At 59.1% G+C, this 24,245-nt stretch carries 19 protein-coding genes, 1 tRNA gene and 1 pseudogene; 17 read left to right on the top strand and 4 right to left on the bottom strand.

The window, feature by feature from the left end; all coding sequences use genetic code 11:
• Positions 1 to 75: 75 nt before the first annotated feature.
• From ACOERD_RS13585 to ACOERD_RS13565, 5 genes and pseudogenes are all read left to right on the top strand, one after another.
• Positions 76 to 1,041 (top strand): annotated as a pseudogene (locus tag ACOERD_RS13585) (IS110 family transposase); the annotation flags it as partial.
• Between the two features lie 76 nt (positions 1,042 to 1,117).
• On the top strand, positions 1,118 to 2,299 hold the full coding sequence (locus ACOERD_RS13580; RefSeq protein ID WP_419737631.1) for an ISNCY family transposase: 1,182 nt from the start codon (positions 1,118 to 1,120) through the stop codon (positions 2,297 to 2,299).
• Between the two features lie 244 nt (positions 2,300 to 2,543).
• A complete protein-coding gene (locus ACOERD_RS13575; RefSeq protein WP_419739375.1) occupies positions 2,544 to 2,840 on the top strand; it encodes a hypothetical protein in 297 nt (98 codons plus the stop codon).
• Between the two features lie 95 nt (positions 2,841 to 2,935).
• Positions 2,936 to 4,069, top strand: a complete 1,134-nt coding sequence (locus tag ACOERD_RS13570) for a YcaO-like family protein (protein WP_419739374.1) — start codon at positions 2,936 to 2,938, stop codon at positions 4,067 to 4,069.
• Between the two features lie 65 nt (positions 4,070 to 4,134).
• Positions 4,135 to 5,178, top strand: coding sequence for a TfuA-like protein (locus ACOERD_RS13565; RefSeq protein ID WP_419739373.1), 1,044 nt, complete (start codon positions 4,135 to 4,137; stop codon positions 5,176 to 5,178).
• Here the strand turns inward: ACOERD_RS13565 and rnr are convergent.
• Entirely contained in the window at positions 5,175 to 7,433 is a 2,259-nt protein-coding gene (gene rnr, locus ACOERD_RS13560; RefSeq protein ID WP_419739372.1) for a ribonuclease R, read from the bottom strand. The genes ACOERD_RS13565 and rnr overlap by 4 nt on opposite strands.
• Positions 7,434 to 7,495: 62 nt before the next feature.
• The gene (dapE, locus tag ACOERD_RS13555; RefSeq protein WP_419739371.1) at positions 7,496 to 8,635 is read right to left on the bottom strand and encodes a succinyl-diaminopimelate desuccinylase; all 1,140 of its coding nucleotides are present in this window, start codon (positions 8,633 to 8,635) and stop codon (positions 7,496 to 7,498) included.
• A gap of 208 nt (positions 8,636 to 8,843) precedes the next feature.
• Between dapE and ACOERD_RS13550 the strand changes: the two genes are divergently transcribed.
• Positions 8,844 to 9,902 carry a transporter substrate-binding domain-containing protein gene (locus ACOERD_RS13550; protein WP_419739370.1) on the top strand — a complete coding sequence of 353 codons (1,059 nt, stop codon included), beginning with the start codon at positions 8,844 to 8,846 and terminating at the stop codon, positions 9,900 to 9,902.
• A gap of 80 nt (positions 9,903 to 9,982) precedes the next feature.
• Here the strand turns inward: ACOERD_RS13550 and ACOERD_RS13545 are convergent.
• Positions 9,983 to 10,067: transfer RNA gene (locus tag ACOERD_RS13545), tRNA-Leu, on the bottom strand.
• Between the two features lie 415 nt (positions 10,068 to 10,482).
• Between ACOERD_RS13545 and ACOERD_RS13540 the strand changes: the two genes are divergently transcribed.
• Both ACOERD_RS13540 and ACOERD_RS13535 read left to right on the top strand, forming a co-directional pair.
• Positions 10,483 to 10,905: a hypothetical protein gene (locus ACOERD_RS13540; protein ID WP_170638087.1), complete on the top strand. Its 423-nt coding sequence runs from the start codon at positions 10,483 to 10,485 to the stop codon at positions 10,903 to 10,905.
• A 2-nt stretch (positions 10,906 to 10,907) separates the two neighbouring features.
• Positions 10,908 to 11,843: a dynamin family protein gene (locus ACOERD_RS13535; protein ID WP_419739369.1), complete on the top strand. Its 936-nt coding sequence runs from the start codon at positions 10,908 to 10,910 to the stop codon at positions 11,841 to 11,843.
• A gap of 108 nt (positions 11,844 to 11,951) precedes the next feature.
• Here the strand turns inward: ACOERD_RS13535 and ACOERD_RS13530 are convergent, their stop codons facing one another.
• Positions 11,952 to 13,133, bottom strand: coding sequence for an ISNCY family transposase (locus ACOERD_RS13530; RefSeq protein WP_419739368.1), 1,182 nt, complete (start codon positions 13,131 to 13,133; stop codon positions 11,952 to 11,954).
• Positions 13,134 to 13,199: 66 nt separating this feature from the next.
• On the opposite strand from ACOERD_RS13530, the gene ACOERD_RS13525 reads away from it, so the two are divergent.
• From ACOERD_RS13525 to istB, 9 genes are all read left to right on the top strand, one after another.
• Entirely contained in the window at positions 13,200 to 14,336 is a 1,137-nt protein-coding gene (locus tag ACOERD_RS13525) for a hypothetical protein (RefSeq protein ID WP_419739367.1), read from the top strand.
• 8 nt (positions 14,337 to 14,344) lie between these two features.
• Positions 14,345 to 16,075 carry a dynamin family protein gene (locus ACOERD_RS13520; protein ID WP_419739366.1) on the top strand — a complete coding sequence of 577 codons (1,731 nt, stop codon included), beginning with the start codon at positions 14,345 to 14,347 and terminating at the stop codon, positions 16,073 to 16,075.
• A gap of 121 nt (positions 16,076 to 16,196) precedes the next feature.
• Positions 16,197 to 16,514: a hypothetical protein gene (locus tag ACOERD_RS13515; RefSeq protein ID WP_419739365.1), complete on the top strand. Its 318-nt coding sequence runs from the start codon at positions 16,197 to 16,199 to the stop codon at positions 16,512 to 16,514.
• 23 nt (positions 16,515 to 16,537) lie between these two features.
• On the top strand, positions 16,538 to 17,323 hold the full coding sequence (locus ACOERD_RS13510) for a hypothetical protein (protein ID WP_419739364.1): 786 nt from the start codon (positions 16,538 to 16,540) through the stop codon (positions 17,321 to 17,323).
• 68 nt (positions 17,324 to 17,391) lie between these two features.
• Complete coding sequence (locus ACOERD_RS13505) at positions 17,392 to 19,434, top strand: dynamin family protein (protein WP_419739363.1); 2,043 nt, start codon at positions 17,392 to 17,394, stop codon at positions 19,432 to 19,434.
• Positions 19,431 to 20,714, top strand: a complete 1,284-nt coding sequence (locus tag ACOERD_RS13500) for a dynamin family protein (protein WP_419739362.1) — start codon at positions 19,431 to 19,433, stop codon at positions 20,712 to 20,714. The genes ACOERD_RS13505 and ACOERD_RS13500 overlap by 4 nt, the downstream gene beginning before the upstream one ends.
• Before the next feature lie 340 nt (positions 20,715 to 21,054).
• On the top strand, positions 21,055 to 21,885 hold the full coding sequence (locus ACOERD_RS13495; RefSeq protein WP_419739361.1) for a serine/threonine protein kinase: 831 nt from the start codon (positions 21,055 to 21,057) through the stop codon (positions 21,883 to 21,885).
• Between the two features lie 111 nt (positions 21,886 to 21,996).
• A complete protein-coding gene (gene istA / locus ACOERD_RS13490; RefSeq protein ID WP_419737605.1) occupies positions 21,997 to 23,505 on the top strand; it encodes an IS21 family transposase in 1,509 nt (502 codons plus the stop codon).
• The gene (istB, locus tag ACOERD_RS13485; protein ID WP_419737606.1) at positions 23,492 to 24,223 is read left to right on the top strand and encodes an IS21-like element helper ATPase IstB; all 732 of its coding nucleotides are present in this window, start codon (positions 23,492 to 23,494) and stop codon (positions 24,221 to 24,223) included. The genes istA and istB overlap by 14 nt, the downstream gene beginning before the upstream one ends.
• Positions 24,224 to 24,245: the final 22 nt, after the last annotated feature.

The following is a 24,245-nucleotide window of genomic DNA, read 5'->3' as shown; positions in this document are numbered from 1 at the left end:
GATCCTGCATAGGAGCTTGGTTTGGCCGTTCACGCCCCATTGGGGGCTCCGCCTCCTTGAGCAGGGAGTATAGCCATGGCTTACATAGGTGTCGATCTTCATACGAATTCCTTCACGATCTGTCGGCGTGAGACGGACGGATCGGAAACATTCCAAACCTTTCAACTGTCCGCGCAGGCGCTTGAGCAGTTCTGTCAGAGCCTTGATGCGGATGACGAACTGGCGGTCGAGGCCACCGGCAACACGGCCTGGTTCTGCGGTGAGGTGGAACCCTGTGTCGGCCGGATCGTTGTGGTCAACCCGCGCCAGTTTAAAGTGATCCGCACATCGGTGAAGAAAACCGATCGCAACGATGCCCGCGCCCTGGCGTTTTTCCTGTCGAAGGACATGCTGCCGGAAACCCGGCTCAAGTCCACTCAGGAAAGCGAACTGGCCTCGCTGACCCGGACGCGTGACATGCTGGTCAAACAGCGCACCATGCTGCTGAACGGCATCCACGCGATGTTTGTCCGCCACGGCATGAAGCTGAAGAAGGAAGGGTTGTCCAGCAAGAAGCGCCTGCGCGACCTGGATCTCAGCCGCTTCACACCGCTTGAGCAGGTCGAACTGGCGGCATTGCGGGACCAGGCGCTCGGCCTGACCGAAACCCTGAGCCGTCTCGACAAGGCCATCGAGGAGGCCGCCTCGGCCATGAAAGGCTTTGAGGGGCTCACCAGCATCAAGGGGATCGGTGCGCGATCTGCCGCGGTCCTGCTGGCGGGGATCGGCAGGGTTGAAGACTTCTCCGACGCGGACAAGCTGGCCGCCTATGTCGGCATCGTGCCCAAGGTGAGCAACTCAAACGAAACCGAACATCACGGGCGGATCACGAAGCGCGGCAACAAGCTCATGCGCACCACGCTGGTGCAATGTACGCTCATCGCGATCCGCTATTCGGGATATCTCAACAGCCATTATCGGCGCATCAAGGAACGCCGTGGCGCGGGCAAGGCGATCATAGCCACTGCCCGCAAGCTGCTCAAGATCATCTATGACACGCTGTCGCTAACACGCGATATGTCCGGTGTATGTAACATGCGATCTGTCCGGTTCTATTCTGTCTCTGAGAGGAGGCGTTATGAACCGAGCAGAAGTGTTACAGGAAGTTCGACTGATGAAGTTTGAAGATGTGTATTCGCGGCGAAGCGCGAACAAGCTGACGCAAGAACAGGCGGCTGAGATACTGGGTGTATCCGTGCGCACCGTCAGGCGTTGGGAGGATCGATTTGAGGCGGATGGTGCAGAAGGTCTGTACGACCGTCGGCTTGGCAAACTGGCCAACAATCGTGTTGCCACGGATAAGGTCATGGAGATGCTTGAACTGTTTGATACCAAGTACTGGGATTACACGCCGAAGCATTTCCACGAGAAGCTGGTGGCCCACCATGGTTTCACACAGAGCTACAACTGGGTGCGGCTTACACTGCAGCGCCACGGCCGGGTTCAGGCAGCACCCCGACGAGGTGCCCATCGGCGCAAGCGGCCCCGCCGTCCGATGGTTGGCATGATGTTGCATCAGGACGGCTCCAGCCATGAATGGGTTCCGGGTCAGTGGTGGGATCTGATCGTCACCATGGACGATGCCACCAACCGGGTTTATTCGGCATTCTTTGTCGAGGAAGAAGGGACGATGAGCAGTTTTCAGGGGCTGACAGAGGTGATCGAGGCGCAAGGTCTGTTTTGCTCGCTCTATGCCGATCGGGGCTCTCATTACTGGCATACGCCCGAAGCGGGCGGCAAAGTGGACAAGGACAATCTGACCCAGGTCGGGCGCGCCTTGCAGCAACTCGGCATTGAGCTGATCCCGGCCTATTCACCGCAGGCCCGTGGACGGTCTGAACGCATGTTTGGCACGTTCCAGAACCGATTGCCGCAGGAACTGCGGTCCCATGGGATCACAACCATTGAAGAGGCCAATCAGTTCCTGAAAGAGGTCTATCTTCCCGAACACAATGCCCTGTTTGCAAAGGAGCCGGAGGATACGACCTCGGCCTTCGTGCCGTTTACAGGCAATGTGCGCGACACCCTGTGTGTGCAGGAAGACCGCGTCGTCGGCAACGACAATACGGTGCGCTACAAGGGCCTGGTCATGCAGATCGCGGCAGACAGGCACCGTCATCATTTCGTCAAGGCGAAGGTCAGGGTCCACGAATACCCCGATGGTCAACTGGTCATCTTCCACGGCCCGAGATGCATTGGCCGCTACCAGCCTGACGGATCACCCATCACACAGGAGGATAGCAAACACAAAGTCGCGTGACCCGCTTCGACGTGGCGCGAACGCGGTGGCCCAAATCTACGGTCGCCTACGGCTCCCTCCGAATTGGGCCACCGCGCAATCAACTGAAGCGGACAATTGGCATGTTACCTACACCGGACAATTCAGAATGTTCTCGACAGATCATCTATGACACGCTCAAGAACGGCTGGGTCTTCGACGATTTTGTCGAATTTAAAATCAAACAAAATCAATGTCATGCTTGACAATCATCATAGGAGACATAATGTCCGAAAGCGATATTGAGAACTTTAGACACGACCTGATTATTGCAAGCGATGATGGCACAGTGCTGCATATCCCGCGTGAGGTCTGGGACAACAAAGCCTACCAGGTTGATCCTGAGAAGTACCAGAACGACAAGGGCTGGGCCTTGGTCCGAGAGCTTCTGGAATGTGGTGTGAACCTTGCCACCATCCCGCCCAAAGACTTCCTGCCGCCTGACAAGTTCGAGCCCGAAGGCACCTGCTATCTGGTCAATATCGACGGGCTGAAACAGAGGCACAAATTCACACGCAGCTAGGATCAGCCCCGCTGACAGACATGGGGCAGGAGGGGGAATACCAACACCGAGCGCCTGCCCACGCGGTTCCGTCCGTACAGGTTCTGGACCGTGTCTTGCCCCATATGAAGCGTCTTGGCGTCACCCGGCTGGCTGAACTGACCGGCCTGGATTGCATCGGCATTCCCGTCTACGCCGCGCATCGTCCGAATGCGCGGTCTCTGGCCGTGACGCAAGGCAAAGGCGCGACCGTCGCGGATGCAAAGGTTTCGGCCTTGATGGAGGCGGTCGAGCTCAGCTGCGCCGAAACCCCGGTTTTGCCCCTGCGTCTGGCAAGCGCCGATGACTTGGCGAAGACGGAAAAAGTGATTGATCTTGAGCGTCTGCCCCGGATCTCAGATCACCCCATTTCGCGCAGCAAACCCGTGCTTTGGGCCGAGGGCAAGGCGCTCTCAGATGATCATTCGGCCTGGGTTCCTTACGAGCTGGTCCATATGGATTACACGCTGCCCCTGCAGCCCGGGTTGGGGTGTTTTCTGATGTCGTCGACCGGCCTCGCCTCAGGCAGCAGCGTTGATGAGGCTACCTGTCAGGCTCTGGCCGAAACGCTGGAGCGTGATGCGGTGACCTTATGGAAGCGCAACCCCAGAATCACGGCGTCTTGCCGGGTCGATCTGCACTCCGTCACAGACCCGACCTGCAAAGCACTTCTTGACAGGTTCGACGCCGCAGGCGTGGCTTGTGCAATCTGGGACGTGACATCAGACCTTGGAATTCCAGCCTTCTTTGTGACGATCATCGACCGTCAGGATGACACGAGACGTGGCTTGCAGGCGGCCTCGGGGGCAGGGTGCCACCCGGCGCGGGGCATCGCCTTGTCTCGTGCCCTGACCGAAGCGGCGCAAAGTCGGCTGACCCTTATCTCGGGCGCGCGGGATGATCGGATGCGCGACTATTATGAAGCGCGGCGCAATGCGGAAACGCTCAGGTCTCAGCGCGCCGAGATCGTTGAGGCGGACGCGCCACACCGGTTCGGTCGGGTGCCGTTGCATCAGGTCCGCTCCCCTCGTGATAGCCTTGACTGCATGCTGGCCGCGCTTGAACGGGCCGGGCTTGAGTTGCCGGTCGCCATTGATCTTTCGGTGCCCGACCTGCCCGCAACAGTCATGCGGGTCATTGCGCCGGGGCTTGAAGGTACATCCTACGCACCGGGATACCGCCCTGGAGCGCGCGCGCGGCATGTGTCATGAGCCAAGGTGATATCATCCTCTTTACCGGTCCTTCCCTACCGCGCCCATGTGACGTGGAAGACCGGTTGCCGATCCGGCGCCTTGGGCCTGCGGCGCAGGGCGATCTGCTGAAGGCGGCGCTTGCCCGCCCACGTGCCATCATCCTGCTGGATGGCTATTTCGAGGCTTTGCCTGCCGTCTACCACAAGGAAATCCTTTGGGCGCTGTCCCAAGGCATCCCCGTCTATGGCGCCGCCTCGATCGGAGCTCTGCGTGCGTGCGAGCTTGGCAGTTTTGGCATGATCGGGGTCGGAGAAATCTTTGACGCGTTCGCCCAATTCCGGCTTGAAGCTGATGATGAGGTCGCCCTGATCCATGCGCCCGAAGAGGTCGGTTTTGCCAACCTGTCCGAGCCACTGGTGAACATCCGCTGGACGCTGGATGCCGCCGTCGCCGCGCAGGTTGTTGAGCGGCAGTTGGCGGATGCTCTTGTCGCAGCCGCCCGTCGCAGGTTTTATCCCGATCGCAGCTTTGTCAGCCTCTTGGAAGACTGTGCAGTTTTGGACCCGGCCGCAGCAGATCGCCTTGAGCTATGGCTTCCCGAGGGTCGAATTGATCAGAAAAACCGGGATGCGCTGGCCTGTATGCAGCGCGTGGAGAGCGACTGGCTGAACGACACGCTACCCGACGCGCCAGCTTTCGAGTTTCGGCATACAGATGCGTTCGAAACCCTTCTGACAGGTGTGCTGTCACATAACCCAATTAACGATCCCGAGGTTCTCATACGATGCAAGACCGCCTCCGGTGATCGGTTCGACGCGCTGCGCCTTGCCGCTGAGATCGACGCACTGGCTCTTGCGCTGGACCAGCACTCCGGGCAACCCGTGCCAGGCGAAGACCTTGTGCGTGCAGTATCAGAGTTTCGGCAGCAACACCGCCTGCTTGATCAGCAGGCGCTGCAGCACTGGCTGAGTCGAAACGGCGTGGATATCGACGCCCTGTCCCGGAAGTTGGAAGAAAGCGCGCGGATCGCCCGGGCGCGGCAACAGATTGAGCCCCACCTGAACGACCGCATGCGTGACTTGCTTGTCTTTGCACGAGGGGCGTCACAACCCGGCGACAAAGGCTAGCGCTGGCGTCGTTTCCGTTCGACCTTACGCTTGATCTTGTCCTTCTTGCGCTTGGTGCTGACCGCCTTGCGTCTGGTTGCACGTCCCTTCGGCCCGCGTCCTCGGGGCAAGGCCTGATCGTCGATGGAGAGCAGCTCCAATTCCAAGCCGCCCGTAACCGGCGTCGCCTCGGTCAGTCGCACGGTGACACGTTGGCCTATCGCTATGATCAGACCGGTATCCGAGCCCATCAGGGTTCCCGCTTCGCGGTCGAAATGGAAGAACTCACGCCCCAGCGATCGGACAGGCACCAGCCCATCCGCGCCGGTCTCGTCCATTTTCACGAAGGCCCCGAACCGCGCGATGCCGCTAATCCGGCCCGTGAACTCATTGCCCACACGTTCGCTGAGATAGGTCGCCAGATAGCGGTCGGTCGTGTCGCGCTCGGCCATCATCGAACGCCTCTCAGTGTCCGAGATATGGGTCGCCGTTTCGTCAAGCCGGGCGATTTCATCCTCGGTCAGACCGTCATCACCCCAGCCATGGCCCGAGATCAGCGCGCGGTGGACGATCAGGTCGGCATAGCGACGAATAGGCGAGGTGAAATGTGCATAGTTCCGTAATGCCAACCCGAAATGACCGAAGTTTTCGGGGTTGTAATAGGCCTGCGCCATCGACCGCAGGGTCGTCAGGTTGATCAGTTCCGCATCCTCTGTGCCCGCCGCGGCGTTCAGCAGAGCGTTCAGGTGACGGGTTTGAAGAACCTGCCCCTTGGCAAGGTTCAGGCCAGCGGCTTGTGCCGTTTCACGCAGGCTCTCCAGCTTTTCGGGCGCGGGTTCCTCGTGGACGCGGAACAGCAAGGGGCGACGTTTCGCAATCAGCGTTTCAGCCGCCGCGACATTGGCGAGGATCATGAATTCCTCGATCAGCTTATGCGCATCCAAACGGTCGCGAAAGGCGACGCTGGTGACCTCACCCGTGTCGGACAGAACGATCTTGCGTTCCGGTAGGTCCAGCTCCAGCGGTTGCCGCGCTGCGCGCGCGGTTTTCAGTGCGGCATAGGCGGCGTAGAGCGGTTTCAGAACCGTCTCCAACAGCGGTCCGGTACGGTCGTTGGGGGTGCCGTCGATGGCCTCCTGCACCTCGGCATAGTGCAGCGACGCGGCCGAACGCATCAGGCCGCGCACGAAACGATGGCCGATCTTGTTGCCCTCGGCGTCGATCTGCATCCGCACAGCGATACAGGCCCGCGGGACGCCTTCGTGCAGCGAGCACAGATCACCGGACAGGCGATCGGGCAGCATCGGCACGACGCGATCCGGGAAATAACTGGAGTTGCCGCGTTTGCGTGCCTCGCGGTCCAGCGCAGTGCCGGGCTGCACATAGGCGGCAACATCGGCAATCGCGACCCAGATCACGTGGCCGCCGGGGTTCTTGGGGTCGTCGTCGGCATGGGCATAGCAGGCGTCATCATGGTCGCGCGCATCCGAGGGGTCGATGGTCAGCAGTGGCATGTCCCGCAGGTCTTCGCGACCCTTCAGGCCAACGGGTTTGGCCTTGTCAGCTTCGGCGATGACCTTGTCGGGGAAGTCGTCGGGGATGCCGTGTTGATGTATCGCGATCAGCGACACGGCCTTGGGCGCGGACGGGTCGCCCAAACGTTCGACAATGCGGGCGCGGGGCAGGCCCATGCGGGATTTGGGTCCGGCCTGTTCGGCCTCGACCAGCTCACCATCTTTCGCCCCATGCACCGCACCTTCGGGCACTTGCCATTCGGTCTGGCTGGCTTTGTCGATGGGCGCGATCCGCCCACCCTCGGCCCCTTTGCGGAACAGGCCCACAATTTTGCGCGGATTGGTCCCGATACGGCGGATCAGGCGGGCCTCGTAATTGTGGTCTTCTTCCTGCACCACGGTCAGACGGGCCAGAATCCGGTCGCCTTCGCCCAAGGCAGGGTCGCTGGCGCGAGTGATCAGCAGAACAATCGGCTCAACCCCTTCCCCATGCCATTCCAATGGCCGCGCGAACAGGTCGCCATCCTCATTGGGGGCCTTCACCTGCAGCACGCTGACCGGAGGTAGACGGTCCGGGTCGCGATAACTGCGCTTGCGCTTTTCCAGATGCCCTTCGGCCTCAAGCTCTTTGAGGATGCGTTTCAGATCAATCCGATCCGCGCCCTTGATGCCAAAGGCCTTGGCGATATCGCGTTTCGAGGTCAGGGTGGGGTTCGCCGAGATCCAATCCAGGACCTCTTGCTTGGTGGGGATGCGAGTCATGGGTTTGGCCTAGCACGGTGGTGCGACGGCGTCATGACTAAAATCGCAGCCCCCTGAGCCAGTCAGGCGAAGTAGTCTTTCAGGATGCGGGTATAAATCGCCTTGAGTTGCTCGATCTGAGCCACCTCGACGCATTCATCCACCTGATGCATGGTTCGTCCGACCAGCCCGAACTCGACCACCGGACAGTGGTTCTTGACGAACCGCGCGTCGGACGTTCCGCCCGTGGTCGATAGCTCGGGCGTGATGCCGGTCTCGGCTTTGACGGCGCTAGACACCAGATCGGACAGCTCGCCCGGAGGGGTCAGAAAGCTTTCGCCCGAGATCTTGATCCGTGTCTCAATCTCAACGCCGAAATCCTGCGCCACCTGATCGGCCTCCTGCAGCAACCAATCGCTAAGGGCAGCCCCGGAATGCAGGTCGTTAAAGCGGATATTCACCGCCCCACTGCATTGCGCCGGGATCACGTTGGTCGCGGCGTTGCCGGTGTCGATTGTCACAACGGCCAGCGTGGAGGCATCAAAATGGTCGCTACCCTGATCCAACTCATGACTGGCGAGCCGATCCATCAGCCGCGCCATCGCCGGCAGAGGGTTCTTCGCCCGATGCGGATAGGCCGAATGCCCCTGCACCCCGGTCACTGTAAACCATGCGGTCATTGAGCCGCGCCGACCGATCTTGATCATCTCGCCCATATGGTTCGGACAGGTCGGCTCGCCTACCAGACAGACCGAAATCCGCTCTTCCGATTGATCCATATAGTCCAGCAGGGCCGTTGTGCCGTCCAGCGCATCGCCTTCCTCATCCCCGGTAATGGTCAGGATGATGGCCCCGTCGGGTGGCGTATCGCGCACGAAATCAATAGCTGCGGCGGCAAAGGCCGCGACTCCGGATTTCATATCGGTTGTGCCGCGTCCGAACATGACGCCGTCATGGACCTCGGCCCCGAAGGGGGGCTTGGTCCATGCGGCCTCGTCGCCCACCGGAACAACGTCGGTATGGCCGTTGAAACCAAAGCTGCGCGCGTGCCCTTTGTCACCCCAACGGGCGAACAGATTGCAGATGCCACCGCGATCCACCCGCGTGCAGTCAAACCCCGCATCTGACAGCAGATTTTCCAGTAAGACCAAAGCTCCCCCTTCAACGGGTGTGACCGATGGGCAACGGATCAAATCCGCTGTCAATTGAACTGCGTCCGTCATTTCAGGCCTCGGGGTTGGGTTTTCGTTCAGGTTACCGCACAGATTCAACGAATTGGCCGGATTGCCAACCCCAATCCGCCAGATTTCCCCGGTAATTCCCACAATGTGTCGAGTTGAGACGCCAATAAAACATGGTGCTTTACCCTGCGGTGACCTTGCTGTTTTGACCTCAATCGCGCTACAGGGCGGCGAAACAGGTAATTTGACCATGAAACGCGCCTTTTACGCATTGATCAGCCTGACTTTCGCCGTTCTCGCACAGCAAAGCCTGGCCCAAACCTTGAACGTCACCACGGTGACCCGCCCGCCGTTTTCCTATGTCGAGGACGGTGCCGAGGCTGGTTTTTCGATGGACCTGCTGGCAGCGCTCGCCGAGTCGCTGGAGTGGGAGTACTCCGTTACCCGGGTCGAGGCCTTCGCAGACATGCTGGGGGCCGTGCAGGATGGCACGGCGGATTTGGCGATCGCAAATATCTCGATCACCGCGCTGCGTGAGACGCAGATGGATTTCAGCCAGCCGATCTTCGAGGCTGGGTTGCAGATCATGGTGCCCTCGGATTCGGCGCGCAAGCCGTCGTTGCTGCAGGCGCTACTGTCGGCCGAGCTGTTCTTTGCCATCGGCCTGGCCTTTGCCATCCTTCTGGGGGGCGGCATGCTGATGTGGGGGTTCGAACGTCGCGCGCAGCCCTATTTCGACCGAAAATTGAACGAGGCATGGTTCCCATCCTTCTGGTGGGCACTGAACTTGGTCGTCAATGGCGGCTTTGAAGAGAGGATGCCCCGTACGCCCTTTGGCCGCATTTTAGGCGTCATACTGGTGGTGTCGTCCCTGTTCATCGTCTCGGTTTTCACCGCCCGGATCACCAGTGTCATGACGGTGGATGCGATCACCGGGAATGTGAATTCGGTCAATGACCTTTACGGCAAGAATGTTGGCACGATCGAAGGATCGACTGCTGCCAGTTTTCTCAACCGGCGCGAGATCGAATACGTCGCCTACCCCGGGCTTAATGAAATGTTGGAGGCATTCAAGGCCGAAGACCTGAACGCGGTCGTGTTTGACGCCCCTGTCCTGTCCTATTTCGCGGCCCATGAGGGTCGTCGGATCGCCACGATGACCGGAGGAATCTTTCTGCGCGAAAACTACGGCATAGCCTTCCCGACGGGATCACCCTTGGTGGAAGAGGTCAATCAGGCGCTTCTGGCTTTGCGCGAAGATGGAACCTATGACGAGATTTACCGCAAATGGTTCGGATCGCGAAACTAAGAGGCTGGCCTCTGGTTTCGAAGGCACAGCTAGCTCAGCGGACCAGCTGAAACGCTACAATTATCGCCTATGGATACCAGTGGTGCGGGTGGAGGGACTTGAACCCCCACGCCTTGCGGCGCCAGAACCTAAATCTGGTGCGTCTACCAATTTCGCCACACCCGCAACCGGACGCTTATGCGTCGGACTGGAGCGCTGGATAGCAAAGCTTTTCCGCCAGCGCGAGGGGTAAAATCCATTCAAAGGCAAGTTTTTGCGCTTGAACAAAACGCCGTTGCGATTCGCTGGTATTTGCCAAGCGCTGCGGTATAGTCCGCCAACGTTGCCAATTTGCAGACTATGCGGTTTGTCGCGAGATAGGTGTTTTTGAAGAAGAACCCCGTACACGTAGGGGTTGAGGCATTCTTATGAATCGCGCGCCTTAATGGCGCCACATTTGAAACGCCAAAATATCTTATTCGCGTCAAAATAACACCGCCTTGAACGGGCTTCTTGGTCGCGTAGGAGTTAATGAGTCTTTTCTGCCACTTAGGCGCCTTTACGAGTTTTTTGCTCAACTCCAGTCTCGAGGTTCTTTGCTGTGACCGATCTGAACAACTCCGCTGCCCACGAGCAGGATGCCGTCATCTTTGCACGTGAGAGTTTTCTGGGTGAACTCAAAACCCTGAACCGCGATTACCCCAATACCGGCTTTGGAATTTCACTACGCACCCATTCGGGCCAGCACTATCTGCTGGCAAACGCGCGGATGCCGCTGCCCGCCAGCAAGTCCGATGGCTTCCCGACCGGGCGTCGCGTTGCCTGCCTTGAAAACGGCGACCGCTTCAGCTCGATCGAGGTTCTGGCAGATTCCGAAGGCTATGAAACCATTACACCACGGGCCGAGGCCGAGATTCTGGGCAACGCTCTGAACCTGATCGCCCGTATCGACACCCTGACCGGGATCCCGGCTCAAGGCGCGGACCACGCGCACCGGATCGCGGCAACAGGAACCGGAGGCTAAACATGGCGCGCAATGACCACCTTTTGTCTGTGGGCAATGAAGCTCTGATGCCGATGACGTCGGCGATGACGTCGTTGACATCGCAGATCGACCAACTGACAGAGGTGGCGGATGCGCGCTCCTCGGCGCGTCTGGCGACGCTCAAGACGCGGATGGAGAACTTCACCGCCAGCGTGACGATGGTGGGGCAGGTCAAGGCTGGCAAGTCCTCGATCGTGAACATTCTGGCAGGCCGTCCTGCGCTGCTGCCGTCTGACGTCAACCCTTGGACCTCGGTGGTTACGACGCTGAACATCAATACGCGCCCGCCGGGTGACACTAAGTCCAAGTTCACCTTCTTCGAGCAGGAAGAATGGGACAACCTGATGGTGGGCGGCGGTCGTCTGGGTGAGCTGGCCAACCGCGCCGGTGCGGATGACGAGATGGACGATATCCGCCGCCAGATCGGTGAGATGAAGGCCAAATCGGAAGAACGTCTTGGCAAGCATTTCGACCTGATCCTAGGTCAAAGCCACCAATACGACTATTTCGACGAAGAGTTGATCCAGCGCTACGTCTGTCTGGGCGATGAGGACGATCCGGATATCGATCCCAAAACCGGACGGTTCGCCGATGTAACCAAATCGGCCGAACTTTACATGGACATCCCGCAATACCCGATTGCGCTGAAGCTCTGCGACACGCCCGGTGTGAACGATACCTTCATGGTGCGCGAGCAGATCACGCTGCGCAGCCTGCGCGGGTCCGAGGTTTGTGTTGTCGTGCTGGCTGCAAGCCAGGCGCTGACCACGATGGATATGGCGCTGATGCGGATCATCGCTCAGTTCGAAAACCGTCAGATCGTCCTGTTTGTGAACCGTATTGACGAGCTGGCTGATCCGGTGAACCAGGTGCCCGAAATCCGCGATGTCGAGAACATTCTGAATTGTCCGGTGTAGGTAACATGCCAATTGTCCGCTTCAGTTGATTGCGCGGTGGCCCAATTCGGAGGGAGCCGTAGGCGACCGTAGATTTGGGCCACCGCGTTCGCGCCACGTCGAAGCGGGTCACGCGACTTTGTGTTTGCTATCCTCCTGTGTGATGGGTGATCCGTCAGGCTGGTAGCGGCCAATGCATCTCGGGCCGTGGAAGATGACCAGTTGACCATCGGGGTATTCGTGGACCCTGACCTTCGCCTTGACGAAATGATGACGGTGCCTGTCTGCCGCGATCTGCATGACCAGGCCCTTGTAGCGCACCGTATTGTCGTTGCCGACGACGCGGTCTTCCTGCACACACAGGGTGTCGCGCACATTGCCTGTAAACGGCACGAAGGCCGAGGTCGTATCCTCCGGCTCCCTTGCAAACAGGGCATTGTGTTCGGGAAGATAGACCTCTTTCAGGAACTGATTGGCCTCTTCAATGGTTGTGATCCCATGGGACCGCAGTTCCTGCGGCAATCGGTTCTGGAACGTGCCAAACATGCGTTCAGACCGTCCACGGGCCTGCGGTGAATAGGCCGGGATCAGCTCAATGCCGAGTTGCTGCAAGGCGCGCCCGACCTGGGTCAGATTGTCCTTGTCCACTTTGCCGCCCGCTTCGGGCGTATGCCAGTAATGAGAGCCCCGATCGGCATAGAGCGAGCAAAACAGACCTTGCGCCTCGATCACCTCTGTCAGCCCCTGAAAACTGCTCATCGTCCCTTCTTCCTCGACAAAGAATACCGAATAAACCCGGTTGGTGGCATCGTCCATGGTGACGATCAGATCCCACCACTGACCCGGAACCCATTCATGGCTGGAGCCGTCCTGATGCAACATCATGCCAACCATCGGACGGCGGGGCCGCTTGCGCCGATGGGCACCTCGTCGGGGTGCTGCCTGAACCCGGCCGTGGCGCTGCAGTGTAAGCCGCACCCAGTTGTAGCTCTGTGTGAAACCATGGTGGGCCACCAGCTTCTCGTGGAAATGCTTCGGCGTGTAATCCCAGTACTTGGTATCAAACAGTTCAAGCATCTCCATGACCTTATCCGTGGCAACACGATTGTTGGCCAGTTTGCCAAGCCGACGGTCGTACAGACCTTCTGCACCATCCGCCTCAAATCGATCCTCCCAACGCCTGACGGTGCGCACGGATACACCCAGTATCTCAGCCGCCTGTTCTTGCGTCAGCTTGTTCGCGCTTCGCCGCGAATACACATCTTCAAACTTCATCAGTCGAACTTCCTGTAACACTTCTGCTCGGTTCATAACGCCTCCTCTCAGAGACAGAATAGAACCGGACAGATCGCATGTTACATACACCGGACATATCGCGTGTTAGCGACAGCGCCCGAAATCCGCGACCGGATTCAGGACACGCTGAAACAGAACAACATCGACGCCAACACAAGTGTCGTGTTCGGCAGCGCCCTGTGGGCCGAGGCCGCCTTGACCGGCAACCCCGAAATCCTGACCGAGGAATCGCGTGAGGCCCTGAACACCTTCTATCTTGCCGCAGGGTTCGGGGATCAGGCGCCGTCGCTGGATAAGATCTGGGCGCTTTCGGGCCTGCCCGACCTGCTACTGGCAATGAACGAACGCATCGCCGAAGGGGCAGGGGCCAGGTTGCTGGACCGTGTGCGCCACCGGGCGCGCAACATTGCCAGCCAGATTCGCGCCACCGCGGTTGCAAAGACTCTGTCCGGGGGTGAGGGCGTCGTTCGTGATCTTGACGGCGCGTCGCCCGAGGACGCGATTGCCGCCGTGTCCGCCGAGTATGACAAAAAGGCCGCCGATCTGACCGCCAAGCTACGCGACAAGGTGCTAGAGCGTTTGAACTCGGCCGAGACGAGCTTTGTCAAACGGGCTACAGACTCTCTGATTTCACATCTGGAACAGAATGGTGAGCAGGGGACGTGGCAGTATGATCCTGCGGGTCTGCGGACGCTGCAGAAAGCGGCGTATTTCAGCTTTGCCCGTTCCATGCGCAAGGAAGCCGGCGCGCTTTATACGGCAGCAGCGGCGGATGTAGAAGCGCTCTATCAGAAACTGCTTGGTAATCACCTAGGTGAGTTCAACATCGAAGCCCCGATTGTGCCCCGTGTACCGCCCCCGCTGGGGATCGGTCGCACCATCGCGCTGGACCTGCAAAGCACATGGTGGCGGCGCTGGTGGCAGCGGCGTAAAGGGTTCGAGGCCTATGCATCCGACTACACCCGTCTGATCGCGTCCGAGGCGAATTCGATCACCAAGGATATCGAGGAAAATCAGGTTGCCGCCGTACTTGAAAACGTACGGGCCGTCCTGACCGACTTCCTGCGCGAGCAGAAGGAAACCCTGCTGAATATCTCGGCCACGGCCGAGAAGGATGCAGGGCAGAATCCGGCGCTGATGGCGGGTCTGCAATTGCAGAAATCCCGTGACGAGATTCTGGGCAGCATCCTCAAAGACCTAAGCAACGAAGCGGCGTAAGTAGAAAAATGGCAAAAGACATCCAAAACCGTTTCATCACCCCCAAGGCATGGGAGCGTATCGAGCAGTGGTCGCGCCGTAAGCCGGTTTTCGCCCTTATGGGCGAGTTCAGCGCCGGTAAATCGACGCTTATGAACTTTCTGCTGCGCAAGCAGGCCTTGCCGACGCAAGTCACCGCAACTCAACTGCCGCCGGTTTGGTTCAGCTATGGTAACCGCTCGGCTTACGTCAAACGCCATGATGGCAGCACCGAAGATATCTCGCTGGATCAGCTTGAGAGTGTGGGTGTCAACGACGCGCAGTTTATTCGGATTTTCCTTGAAGCCGATATTCTCGAGGCGGTGGATCTGATCGACACGCCCGGTATCTCGGACCCCAAAATCTCGACCGATGTTTGGCAGCGCGCTGTCGGACAGGCCAATGGCGTTCTGTGGTGTACCCATGCGACACAGGCTTGGCGGGAAACCGAACGGGCGACGTGGGTCTCTCTGCCCGAACGGTTGCAGAACAATTCGATCCTGCTGATCACGCGCGCTGATGCGCTGGGCCAGAAAGACCGCCAAAAAGTTCTGCGGCGGGTCAACCGCGAGGCGGGGCATCTGTTTAACCGTTCGATCCTGTTTTCCGCTCGCGACGCGATTACCGCGCGTGACAAAACAGGCGACCCCGAGATGTGGGCGCGCAGCGGTGGTGGCAAGATGATCGACTGCTTCCTTGGGATCACCGAGCAGATCATGGACACCCGCGCCGGCCATCTGTCGCGGTACCAAATTGACAAGAGCCAGTCTGACGGCCCGCTGGTGCGCCCGACCCGGCCCAAGCGCAAGGACGAGACCGCTGAGGTCGCCCCGCTGCAGTTGGTGGATCCGGTTCCTTCGGAGACCCCAGAGGTGGCAGATCAGGATAGTGGCGTGGTCACCCATTTCCCAGTGCGCCCGTCCCGCGTCGAACGCCGCTCGGACGAGGTAGAGCGGGAGCGGATCAATGCGGACGAGGCCGAGCGCCTGCGCGCCGAAATGGTCCCGACGCCGGACCCGCAATCCGCTGAGACGAAAGAGGACCAGCTGCGCGCCCAGTTCAGAGATGGGCCCAAAGACCCGCTGGACCTGTCCTCTTTCGCGGACACCGAAGCGGATTTGGACGTGTTCGAATTCTCGGGCGCGGAAGACGAAGATGAGAATGTCTTTGCCGAAGAGGAGGATACGCCCAGCGCCGCAAATGATGTGGCTGAGGCCGCGCCTGAGGCTGAGGAATCCGAAGACCTTCTGTTGTCGCTCAACAAGACCCTGTCCAAAACACCCGAGGTTGCGCCGACGGAGGACACAGAAGACCAGCCTGATGCGCCTGGGATCGAGGTTTCGGTCTCGTCGATCACGGCTTTGATGGCGGAACAGTCGGGCAGCGATGACGATGACTTTGAACCAGAGCCCGAAACTAACGGTCTGGTCGAAGTGCGGCTGATGCCGCAGCCCGAACCGGAAGAGGTTGAGGAAGATGCAAACGAGGGGCTGCTGGACATCCCCGCAGGCGAGCTTCCCAGCGCAGCCGCAATGTGGCGAGAGCTTGCCGTCGCCGGGGATCTGCCCACAGATGCCGAGGGTCTTCAACGCGCGTTCTTGGCCTTCCTGGCTGAGTTCGACCAGATTGCCCTTGAGCATATCGAAACTCAGGCCAAAGAGGCGATCAGGTCCATTCCCAAAGCCGGGGAACACAGAGGGGCAGAATGGCATGTTCTGTAGCCGACGCCGACAAGACATGAAGAAGGTCAGGGTTTAGATGTCTATTCAAGTTGCTCTGACCGCGGCGATGGAGACCATACCCGACTGCGTAGCAGCCGGGTATGTCGACATGGAGACGGGGATGTTGTTGGGCACCAGCGTCAAGGACCCTGATGCCGCGGACGTGCTGGACACGCTGGCTTTGGCCGCGGCAAACCTGTTTCAGGGGCGCGGGGTGGTGGCTTTTGAAACCATGCTGCGCGAGGCAGGCGGGGACGCGTCTGAAACACCGGGATTTGGGGAAATCGCGGTGTTTTCCGGCGACAGGTTGATCATTTTCCAGCGGACCCGGGAGTATCCCGAACATGTGGTCTGCTACATCTGCAGCAACAGCGCGAATGTAGGGTTGGCGCTTACCAAATCACATCTCAGCTTAGGGCCGGTTGCGGCCGCAGTCTGAACGGGACCAGAGGGGGTCACGGTATGATGGATACGAACATACTCGACATGCTCGACAATATCGGGCGGTCCTCGGTTGCGCGCCGTGCGGGTGTTCTGCGCGCAATTCGCGGCACCGTCCTACCGCGCCGGTTGGAGTTCACCGCGGCCAACGGCGACGTGCTGGCGATCGAGGTTAGCAATGCCCGCGTGACCGATGTGTTCCGCGTCCGGTCGGGTATGGTGCCGGATTTTGAAACCGAACCACGCGAAGGGCTGATCGGCAAACTTGCGCAACTGGTGTCGGACATCGCCGACGCGCCCGCGCCGCTGGAGTTCGTCTCGCTGAAACCCGATGCCGAGCTTGAGGCCGATGACGTCGGCGTCACGCTTGGCGAAATCGAAACTGCCTGCGCCCGGATCGAACTTCCGGCGGAGCCGATTGTTTCGGTTGTACCGGATGTTGAAGAGCCTGCGCCTCAGACAACGGATGCCACCTCTGCCGCGCGGGGGTTCTTTGACAGTGCCGAGCGTTTCGCGCAGGCGCGTGGCCTGATCGACGGAGGTGATCCTCAGTTCGAAGGAGACGCCGCACTGCGCCCGGATGCCGGTCTTCTGGCGCGTTTCATGGCGGATCTGACCGGATGGAACGATGATAGCCAGTCCGAGCTGCAGCAACCTCAGCTGATTGTCATGCGTCCTTCTGGGGGCAAGGGGGCTGCCGTGGCGGTGGTGCAGGATCAAGAGCAGACCGCAATTGCCGTGCATGACGCGCGCAAGCTGGGTGCCGTTGTTGGCCTGTGGACCAAACTTTCCGGGGGTGACTCATGAGTGCCTCCCGATCCTTCAAATTTTCCATCAATTCAAACCAGTGTTTCTTGTTACCAGGGTAAAAAGTTATGAGTGAGACCAGTCGCCGCGAGCTTATTCGCATCGCCGAAGACATGAACGAGACAAGCAATGACGAAACCCGTCAGTTCATCTCGCGCATTGTCGGAGACCTTTCGGGGTTGAAACCGTCGATCGCCTTTGTCGGGCAGATCAAGGCGGTAAAATCGCGTTTGATCAATGGCTTCACGGGGCAGGCCGAATACCTGCCCTCGGATGTGAACCCGTGGACAACGGTGATCACCGATATGCATTTCGGCCATCCTTCGGGCCGCACCGAAGGGGCAGAATTCCACTTCTTCGACAATCACCAGTGGCAGGCCTTGATCGCCGAGGGTGAAGAGCTGCGTAACATGTTCCCTGATGAAGAGGACAGCTATAAGCGCGAGATGATCGAAGAGCAGGTCGAGGCGATGAAAACCCGCGCCCGTCTGCGTCTGGGCGACAGCTACGAACAGTTGTTGGGTCAGCATCACGATCTGGAAGACCTGAACTCGGACGATCTGGCCCGCTATGTCTGCGCGGGTGATGATCCGAGCGATAGCGAAACCCACGATCCCGGCTCGGATCGGGGTCTCTACAGCGACATCACCCGAAAGGCCGAGGTCTATTTCGACATTGGCCATTTCCCGTTTCCGCTGACCGTTACCGATACGCCGGGCGTCAACGACCCGCTGCTGATCCGCGAGGAAATCTCGCGCCAGTACCTCAAGGAATCGGATTTCTTTGTGGTGGTTCTGTCCGCGCATCAGGCCTTGTCACGGGCTGATCTGAAGCTGTTCCGCCTGATGCAAGCGCTGGAACTGGGCCAGATCGTCGTCTTCATCAATCGCGTGGATGAGCTGGGCGGCGGGGCCGAGGATGCCGGCAAGGTGCGCAGTGATGTTCTGGACGGTCTGGAACAAGCGCTGGGGAACTCGGACATTGATGTGCTGATGGGCAGTGCCCAATGGGCACATTATGCACTGACCGGGGATGAGACCGGCGTCAATCACGATGACGTCCTAGCCTGGCTGCGCGCCCATCCCGAGCAGATGAAGCAGTATCTGGACGGTGTGGAAGAGATCAAGCAAGGCCCCGGCCCGATCAGCCGCGAAGGCGTTCTGCGCTTTGCTGCCATGATCGCCTCTGGTCTGCCGGATCTGCGGCGGCACGTGACACAGGCCTTGGCCGATGGCCCTCGCAGCGAACAGCTGCGGATGGCGTGGCAGCATTTGAACAGCTTCGCGCAGGGCGAATTGGAACGGTCGCAGGCCGAGCTGCGCGCGCTGGAGTCCGAGGATGGCTCGGCAACAGTCGATCTGGACGAAAACAACAAGACGCTTGGTGAACTCAGGGCGCTTGTCGCCGAGAAGACCGAGGTGATGACGCGCGACATGGATGACGTGCTGGCAAATCTGCGCGGCGTCATGGATGACACGGTGGCTGAGGCGGTCTCGGCCGTGGTGCGTGGCCCGGATGGCAATTCGCCTCTGTTGGCCAAAGGCGCTGAGACCGAGCTGAACTTTACCCCTCTGCGCGACCGGATGCGGGAGTTGATCCAGGGGGCCACGCAGGTCGTTCGCCAGCGCATGTTGAGCGAGCTTTATGCGATCGACATGCAGGCCAACGCGGCCCTGCGCGCCTTGCCCGGATGGCAGGACCCCGTCGACAACCGCATGAACACCAGCGCGGTGCGGTGGTTCCGTCCGGACACGACGGCGCTGACCCGCGGTATTACGGTGGAGTTGCGGGTGAACTGGCTGTCGCGCCTGATTTCGCGCAAAAGCGTCGTCACACGCGCAGAGCGGATGATCGTGCAGGAATTCGAACTGATTGGGGATGATCTGATCGACACGGCGCGTGAAAACCTGATGGAGCGGCTGAAAACGGTTCTGGACCACTACGTGGCGCTGTTGGGCGGCTATCTTGAACACCGGACCGGATCGGGTGAAACTAATGCTCAGGCCGAAGCGCAGGATGCGTTCGACCGGGCCCGTCGCATCGCCGATGAACTGGAAACAGTGTTCGGCCCGGTGCGCGCGGATGAAGGACAAGCAAAGGCAGCGGAATGATCGAATTTCCCGGAACCGAACAGGACGTCAGGCAGCTTGAACGCTTTCTGAACGCAACTGAATCCCTGCCAATGGATTCGGCGCTGGAGGATATGCGCGCGAAGGCTCTGGCCCATGCCGAGCGTCTGTCCAACGCGGTTAATATCGGTTTTGCCGGGGAATTCGGCGCTGGCAAATCAAGCCTCGCCAATATGCTGGCCGGGGCGGACATTCTGCCCACCGGTCCACAGCATCTGAAGCTGCCGCTCGTTATCGTTGCTTATGCGGATGCGCCTGAAACCACCGTCGGCTGGTGGGACAAGGAGCCCAAGACTTACTCAGGGATCGTGCTGGAGAAAGCGGCTGAGGATAAGCCCGACTTCATCTCCGTCGGGTTGAACACGCCCGCGCTGCGGGAGATTTCGTTGTTCGACCTGCCCGGCTCGGGCGCGTTGGATGAGACCTATAAACCAACGCTCGACCTGCTGCGTTTCGTGGACTGCGCCATCTGGTGCACCAACGGCACAAACGCCTGGCGCGAGACTGAGCGTCATCTCTGGGCACAGGTCCCGCAGGAATTGCGCGACAACAGTCTGCTGGCCGTTACGCATACCGATTTGCCTCACGTCCGTGATGCTCTGGACCGTGTGCTTGCCCGGTTGAACAAGGAAAAAACAGGCCTTTTCAACGCCGTGGTTCCAATCGGTACGACTGTCGCCGTGAAAGCTATGGCGCAAGAGCCTGAACCAGATTTTGATTTGTGGGAAAACTGCGGCGGTCAGAATCTGGCCGAGAAGGTGCTCGAGGCGGCCTCCGCGCGTCGGATGCAGGACCTGAACGCAGCCCGAAAAGACATCGCCGAGCTGTTCCAGCCATTTCTGGCAACTCTCGTTGGCTCCGAGCCAGAGCCGGAGACCGAAAGCCCTTCGGTTCAAGCTGCGCTTGGGTCGGCCCTGCCACCGTTGAACAACCCGATCCTCGAAGACTGGCTGGCCGCAATTGCCAGCATCTATGAGGACCTGCGTGAATCCTCGGATATCGAACCGGCCGCGTTCCTGCAAAGCTGTCAGGAAATCGTCGAAGACTTTGCCGAACGCCTGGAACAGGGCGGCGAGATCGACCCCGAAGCGGACTGGATTCCCGGTGAGTTCGAAAAGGCCACCGACCTTCTGCTGCTGCTGCAATTCGAAAGCGGAGATGCGCCTCTGCGTGATGCCATCAGCATTCTGGCGCAGCTGAGCGACAACCTGGCTTGGGCTGGCAGCACCGTGGCGACCGAGCAGTCCAAGACCGGAACCTGACGCGCTCCACTTGGAATTGAGCTGCACTGCGGCGATTCGAGGCCTGCCCAAAACGATTCCCCATTGTTTCGGATTCGTAGACCAACTGCATGTTTTGGTCCTTTCAGTTTTCGTATTGTGCGTCCAATTTTACCACATATGGGCATAGCGATGCGAAGCGGCACCATATATTGATTTGAAGAAAAAACGATCCATAGTGAAGCCATGCGGCGGCCCCAATAAAGTCAAATTTGAAACGTCTAACCGGACTCAAGTGTCCTGCGGTTGTTTTTGGTTATGAGTTCGCGGGCTGATTGCCCAGTTTTCTGTACCGCGATTTGAGAAATACGGGCGGATTGAAATGAGCCATAACCAGGCTGTCGGTGCATCGCACGACGAACCAAAAATTGAAGGCCTGCAACCCGGAGCCAAGCTCCTGCGGGGGCAGTATGAAATCCTGAGCTATCTCAGCAATGGTGGCTTCGGAATCACCTATCTGGCCCGTGACAGCCTGGAGCGGGACGTGGTGATCAAGGAATGTTTCCCCGGCGCGCTCTGCCGTCGCGATGGAGACCTGGTCGAAGCCGCCGATCCGTCCTACTCCGAAGACCTGCGCGCGATCGTGGACCTCTTTATTCAGGAAGCGCGCAACCACGCGCGGCTGGTGCATCCCAACATCGTCGATGTGCATCAGGTGTTCGAGGATAACAACACCGCCTATATCGCCATGGACCTGATCCGCGGGTGCGACCTGCTGGACTACATGGACAAGCCCGAGAACGAAAGCGGCCCTGACTTCATCGTTCAGGTGACCGAAAAGATGTTGTCGGCGGTCTCGTTCATCCATCAGAGCGGCATGCTGCACCGGGACATTTCCCCCGACAACATCCTGATCGATGAGAATGGCGATCCGGTTCTGATCGACTTTGGCGCGGCACGCGAGCAGGCGGCGAACAAGTCGGCAGCGCTGTTGACACTGAGGGTGATCAAGGATGGCTACTCGCCCCATGAATTCTATGTGCGCGGCGCGGAGCAAGGCCCCAGCAGCGACCTCTATGTGCTGGCGGCAACGCTGTATCACGCGATCAGCGGTGAGCGTCCGATTGACGGTCAAAGCCGCCTGAATGCGTTCAACAACGGTCAGGAAGACCCCTATACCCCGCTGACCGGACGGTTTGAGGGCTACCTGTAGAAAAGCGTGCAATTTTGACCCCCTAAGCGGGGAAATCGGCGTCCAAATTTGACCCCTCCCTATGGTTGTAGACATCCTTTTCATTGAGCAGTCGATGGAGAGGCAAGCGGGATGATTTGCGTGGAAACTATTAGAAAAGTGCGTCGCTTACACCTGATCGAAAAAAAGAGCATCAAGGAAATTTGCCGTTCGCTCAATTTGAGCCGTGCAACGGTTCGAAAGATAATCCGATCGGGAGTGACGGAGTTCAAATATGAGCGCAAATCGCAGCCATACCCGGTGCTCGGGCCTTGGCGCGCGCGTCTGGATGAAACGCTTGAGGAGAACGAGGCGCTTCCGAAGAAACACCGCAAGCGGATGACCAAAATCTGGAAGGAACTCTCCGATGATGGTTTTGGCGGCGGGTATGACAGTGTTCGACGCTACACAAAGAATTGGCGCATTGCGCACGGCCGACAACAGGCGCAGGCGTTCATCCCGCTGATCTTTGATCCTGGGGAGGCGTACCAGTTCGACTGGAGTGTGGAGACGGTTTTGATGGACGGTGCACTCACGACCGTGAAGGTTGCCCATTTCAAACTTTGCCATAGCCGCATGCCATTCTCCATTGCCTATCCGCGCGAGACGCAGGAGATGGTCTTTGATGCCCACGACGAGGCCTTCAAATTCTTTGGTGGAGGCTGCATCAACGGGATCTACGATAACATGACGACCGCCGTCGATGCGATCCTGTCGGGCAAGGAAAGAAAGTTCAACAAGGCATTCTCCCGGATGTGTTCTCATCATCTGGTGAACCCGATCGCCTGTACGCGCGCGGCCGGTTGGGAGAAGGGTCAGGTTGAGAATCTGGTCAAGGAGAGCCGCGCCTATAGTTTTACACCGCGTCTGGAGGTGGCCGACTTCGATGAATTGAATGCCCGGCTGCAAAAAGACGCGATCAAACGCGCAAAAGAACTGCGGCATCCGGAAAACCTGGAGGTGACGGTCTGGGAGGAGTTCCAGCAGGAAAAGCCGCTGCTGACGCATCTGCAGAAGCCCTTCGTCGGGTTCCGTGAAAAGACGGTCGCCGTGAGCCGAACCTGCCTGATCAACTTCGAAAGAAACAAATACAGCGTTGAGGCAAGAGCTGTTGGACGTCAGGTCCAGTTGCAGGTCTACGCCACGCGGATTGTCCTGCGCCAAGACGGTGAGATTGTCGGAGAGCACGAACGGTGCTTCGGCCGAGGAAAAACGATCTTCAACCCTTGGCACTATGTGCCCGTCCTCAAGCGCAAGCCTGGCGCTCTGCGCAATGGAGCACCGTTCCGTGACTGGGACCTACCACCGGCAATGACGCAGATCTGGACCCATCTGCGGGGCACATCCGACGGAGACCGGCAACTTGCCGATATTCTTTTCGCTGCTTACCAGCACGACATTGATGTGGTCGAGGCTGCCTGCGAAGAAGCTCTAAAATCTGGCCTGCGCAAGGCCGATGCGATCCTGAACATTGTCTCTCGGCGCACCAATCCCCCGCCGCCAAAGGCGATTGAGCCGCCTGCCCACCTGCAGCTGAAAATGGCACCGATCGCGGATTGCGCTCGCTATGACAGGCTTGGAGGCTCCCATGCAACTGCGTAAGGAAATTCTCGAACTTGCCCGTCAACTGAAGTTGCCAGGCATCGTCAACTGCTTTGACGAAGTGATGCAGGCCGCAGCCAAAAACAACTGGCGGCCCCAACAGGTCGTGGCCGAACTCCTCACGGCCGAACTGGCCGAAAAGACTGCGCGCTCGATCCGGTATCAGATGGGTGCCGCAAAGTTCCCGGTCTGCAAGTCCTTACCTGAGTTCGACTTCACGGTCAGCCCCGTCAACGAGGAAGTCGTGCGCAATCTTCATGACGGCGATTTTATGGACCAGGCCAGGAATGGCGTGCTGGTCGGTGGAACCGGATCGGGCAAAACGCATCTCGCAACAGCGATCGGGGGCCACGCGGTCAATAACCGCCGGCGGGTCAGGTTCTTCAGCGCTGTGGATCTCGCGAACAAGCTGGAGGCTGAACATCGCGAAGGCAACGCCGGGCGGCTCAGCGAGCAGCTGATCCGCGTCGACCTCGTGATTATAGACGAACTCGGTTATCTGCCGTTCGCAGAGTCTGGTGGACGATTACTCTTCCATCTCATCAGCAAACTGTACGAGCGAACGTCTATTCTGCTAACAACCAACCTCGCATTTGCTGAATGGCCGAGTGTGTTCACAGATGCCAAAATGACCACTGCTCTCCTGGATCGACTGACACACCATTGCGATATCATCGAAACCGGGAACGAAAGCTGGCGAATTAACCACCGCGACTAACCTCGAAATCGGGGAATAAATT

This window comes from Ruegeria sp. (genome assembly GCF_965199275.1).
GTDB lineage: Bacteria > Pseudomonadota > Alphaproteobacteria > Rhodobacterales > Rhodobacteraceae > Ruegeria.
This window is presented reverse-complemented; position numbering and strand designations above follow the sequence as displayed.

Excerpts from the sequence above, each read along its gene's own strand:
- ACOERD_RS13550 (WP_419739370.1), top strand. The coding sequence starts at position 8,844 with ATGAAACGCGCCTTTTACGCATTGATCAGCCTGACTTTCGCCGTTCTC.
- istA (WP_419737605.1), top strand. The coding sequence starts at position 21,997 with ATGATTTGCGTGGAAACTATTAGAAAAGTGCGTCGCTTACACCTGATC.
- ACOERD_RS13580 (WP_419737631.1), top strand. The coding sequence starts at position 1,118 with ATGAACCGAGCAGAAGTGTTACAGGAAGTTCGACTGATGAAGTTTGAA.
- ACOERD_RS13535 (WP_419739369.1), top strand. The coding sequence starts at position 10,908 with ATGGCGCGCAATGACCACCTTTTGTCTGTGGGCAATGAAGCTCTGATG.
- ACOERD_RS13510 (WP_419739364.1), top strand. The coding sequence starts at position 16,538 with ATGATGGATACGAACATACTCGACATGCTCGACAATATCGGGCGGTCC.
- ACOERD_RS13500 (WP_419739362.1), top strand. The coding sequence starts at position 19,431 with ATGATCGAATTTCCCGGAACCGAACAGGACGTCAGGCAGCTTGAACGC.
- dapE (WP_419739371.1), bottom strand. The coding sequence starts at position 8,635 with ATGACGGACGCAGTTCAATTGACAGCGGATTTGATCCGTTGCCCATCG.
- istB (WP_419737606.1), top strand. The coding sequence starts at position 23,492 with ATGCAACTGCGTAAGGAAATTCTCGAACTTGCCCGTCAACTGAAGTTG.
- ACOERD_RS13515 (WP_419739365.1), top strand. The coding sequence starts at position 16,197 with ATGTTGTTGGGCACCAGCGTCAAGGACCCTGATGCCGCGGACGTGCTG.
- ACOERD_RS13505 (WP_419739363.1), top strand. The coding sequence starts at position 17,392 with ATGAGTGAGACCAGTCGCCGCGAGCTTATTCGCATCGCCGAAGACATG.
- ACOERD_RS13520 (WP_419739366.1), top strand. The coding sequence starts at position 14,345 with ATGGCAAAAGACATCCAAAACCGTTTCATCACCCCCAAGGCATGGGAG.
- ACOERD_RS13530 (WP_419739368.1), bottom strand. The coding sequence starts at position 13,133 with ATGAACCGAGCAGAAGTGTTACAGGAAGTTCGACTGATGAAGTTTGAA.
- ACOERD_RS13575 (WP_419739375.1), top strand. The coding sequence starts at position 2,544 with ATGTCCGAAAGCGATATTGAGAACTTTAGACACGACCTGATTATTGCA.
- rnr (WP_419739372.1), bottom strand. The coding sequence starts at position 7,433 with ATGACTCGCATCCCCACCAAGCAAGAGGTCCTGGATTGGATCTCGGCG.
- ACOERD_RS13495 (WP_419739361.1), top strand. The coding sequence starts at position 21,055 with ATGAGCCATAACCAGGCTGTCGGTGCATCGCACGACGAACCAAAAATT.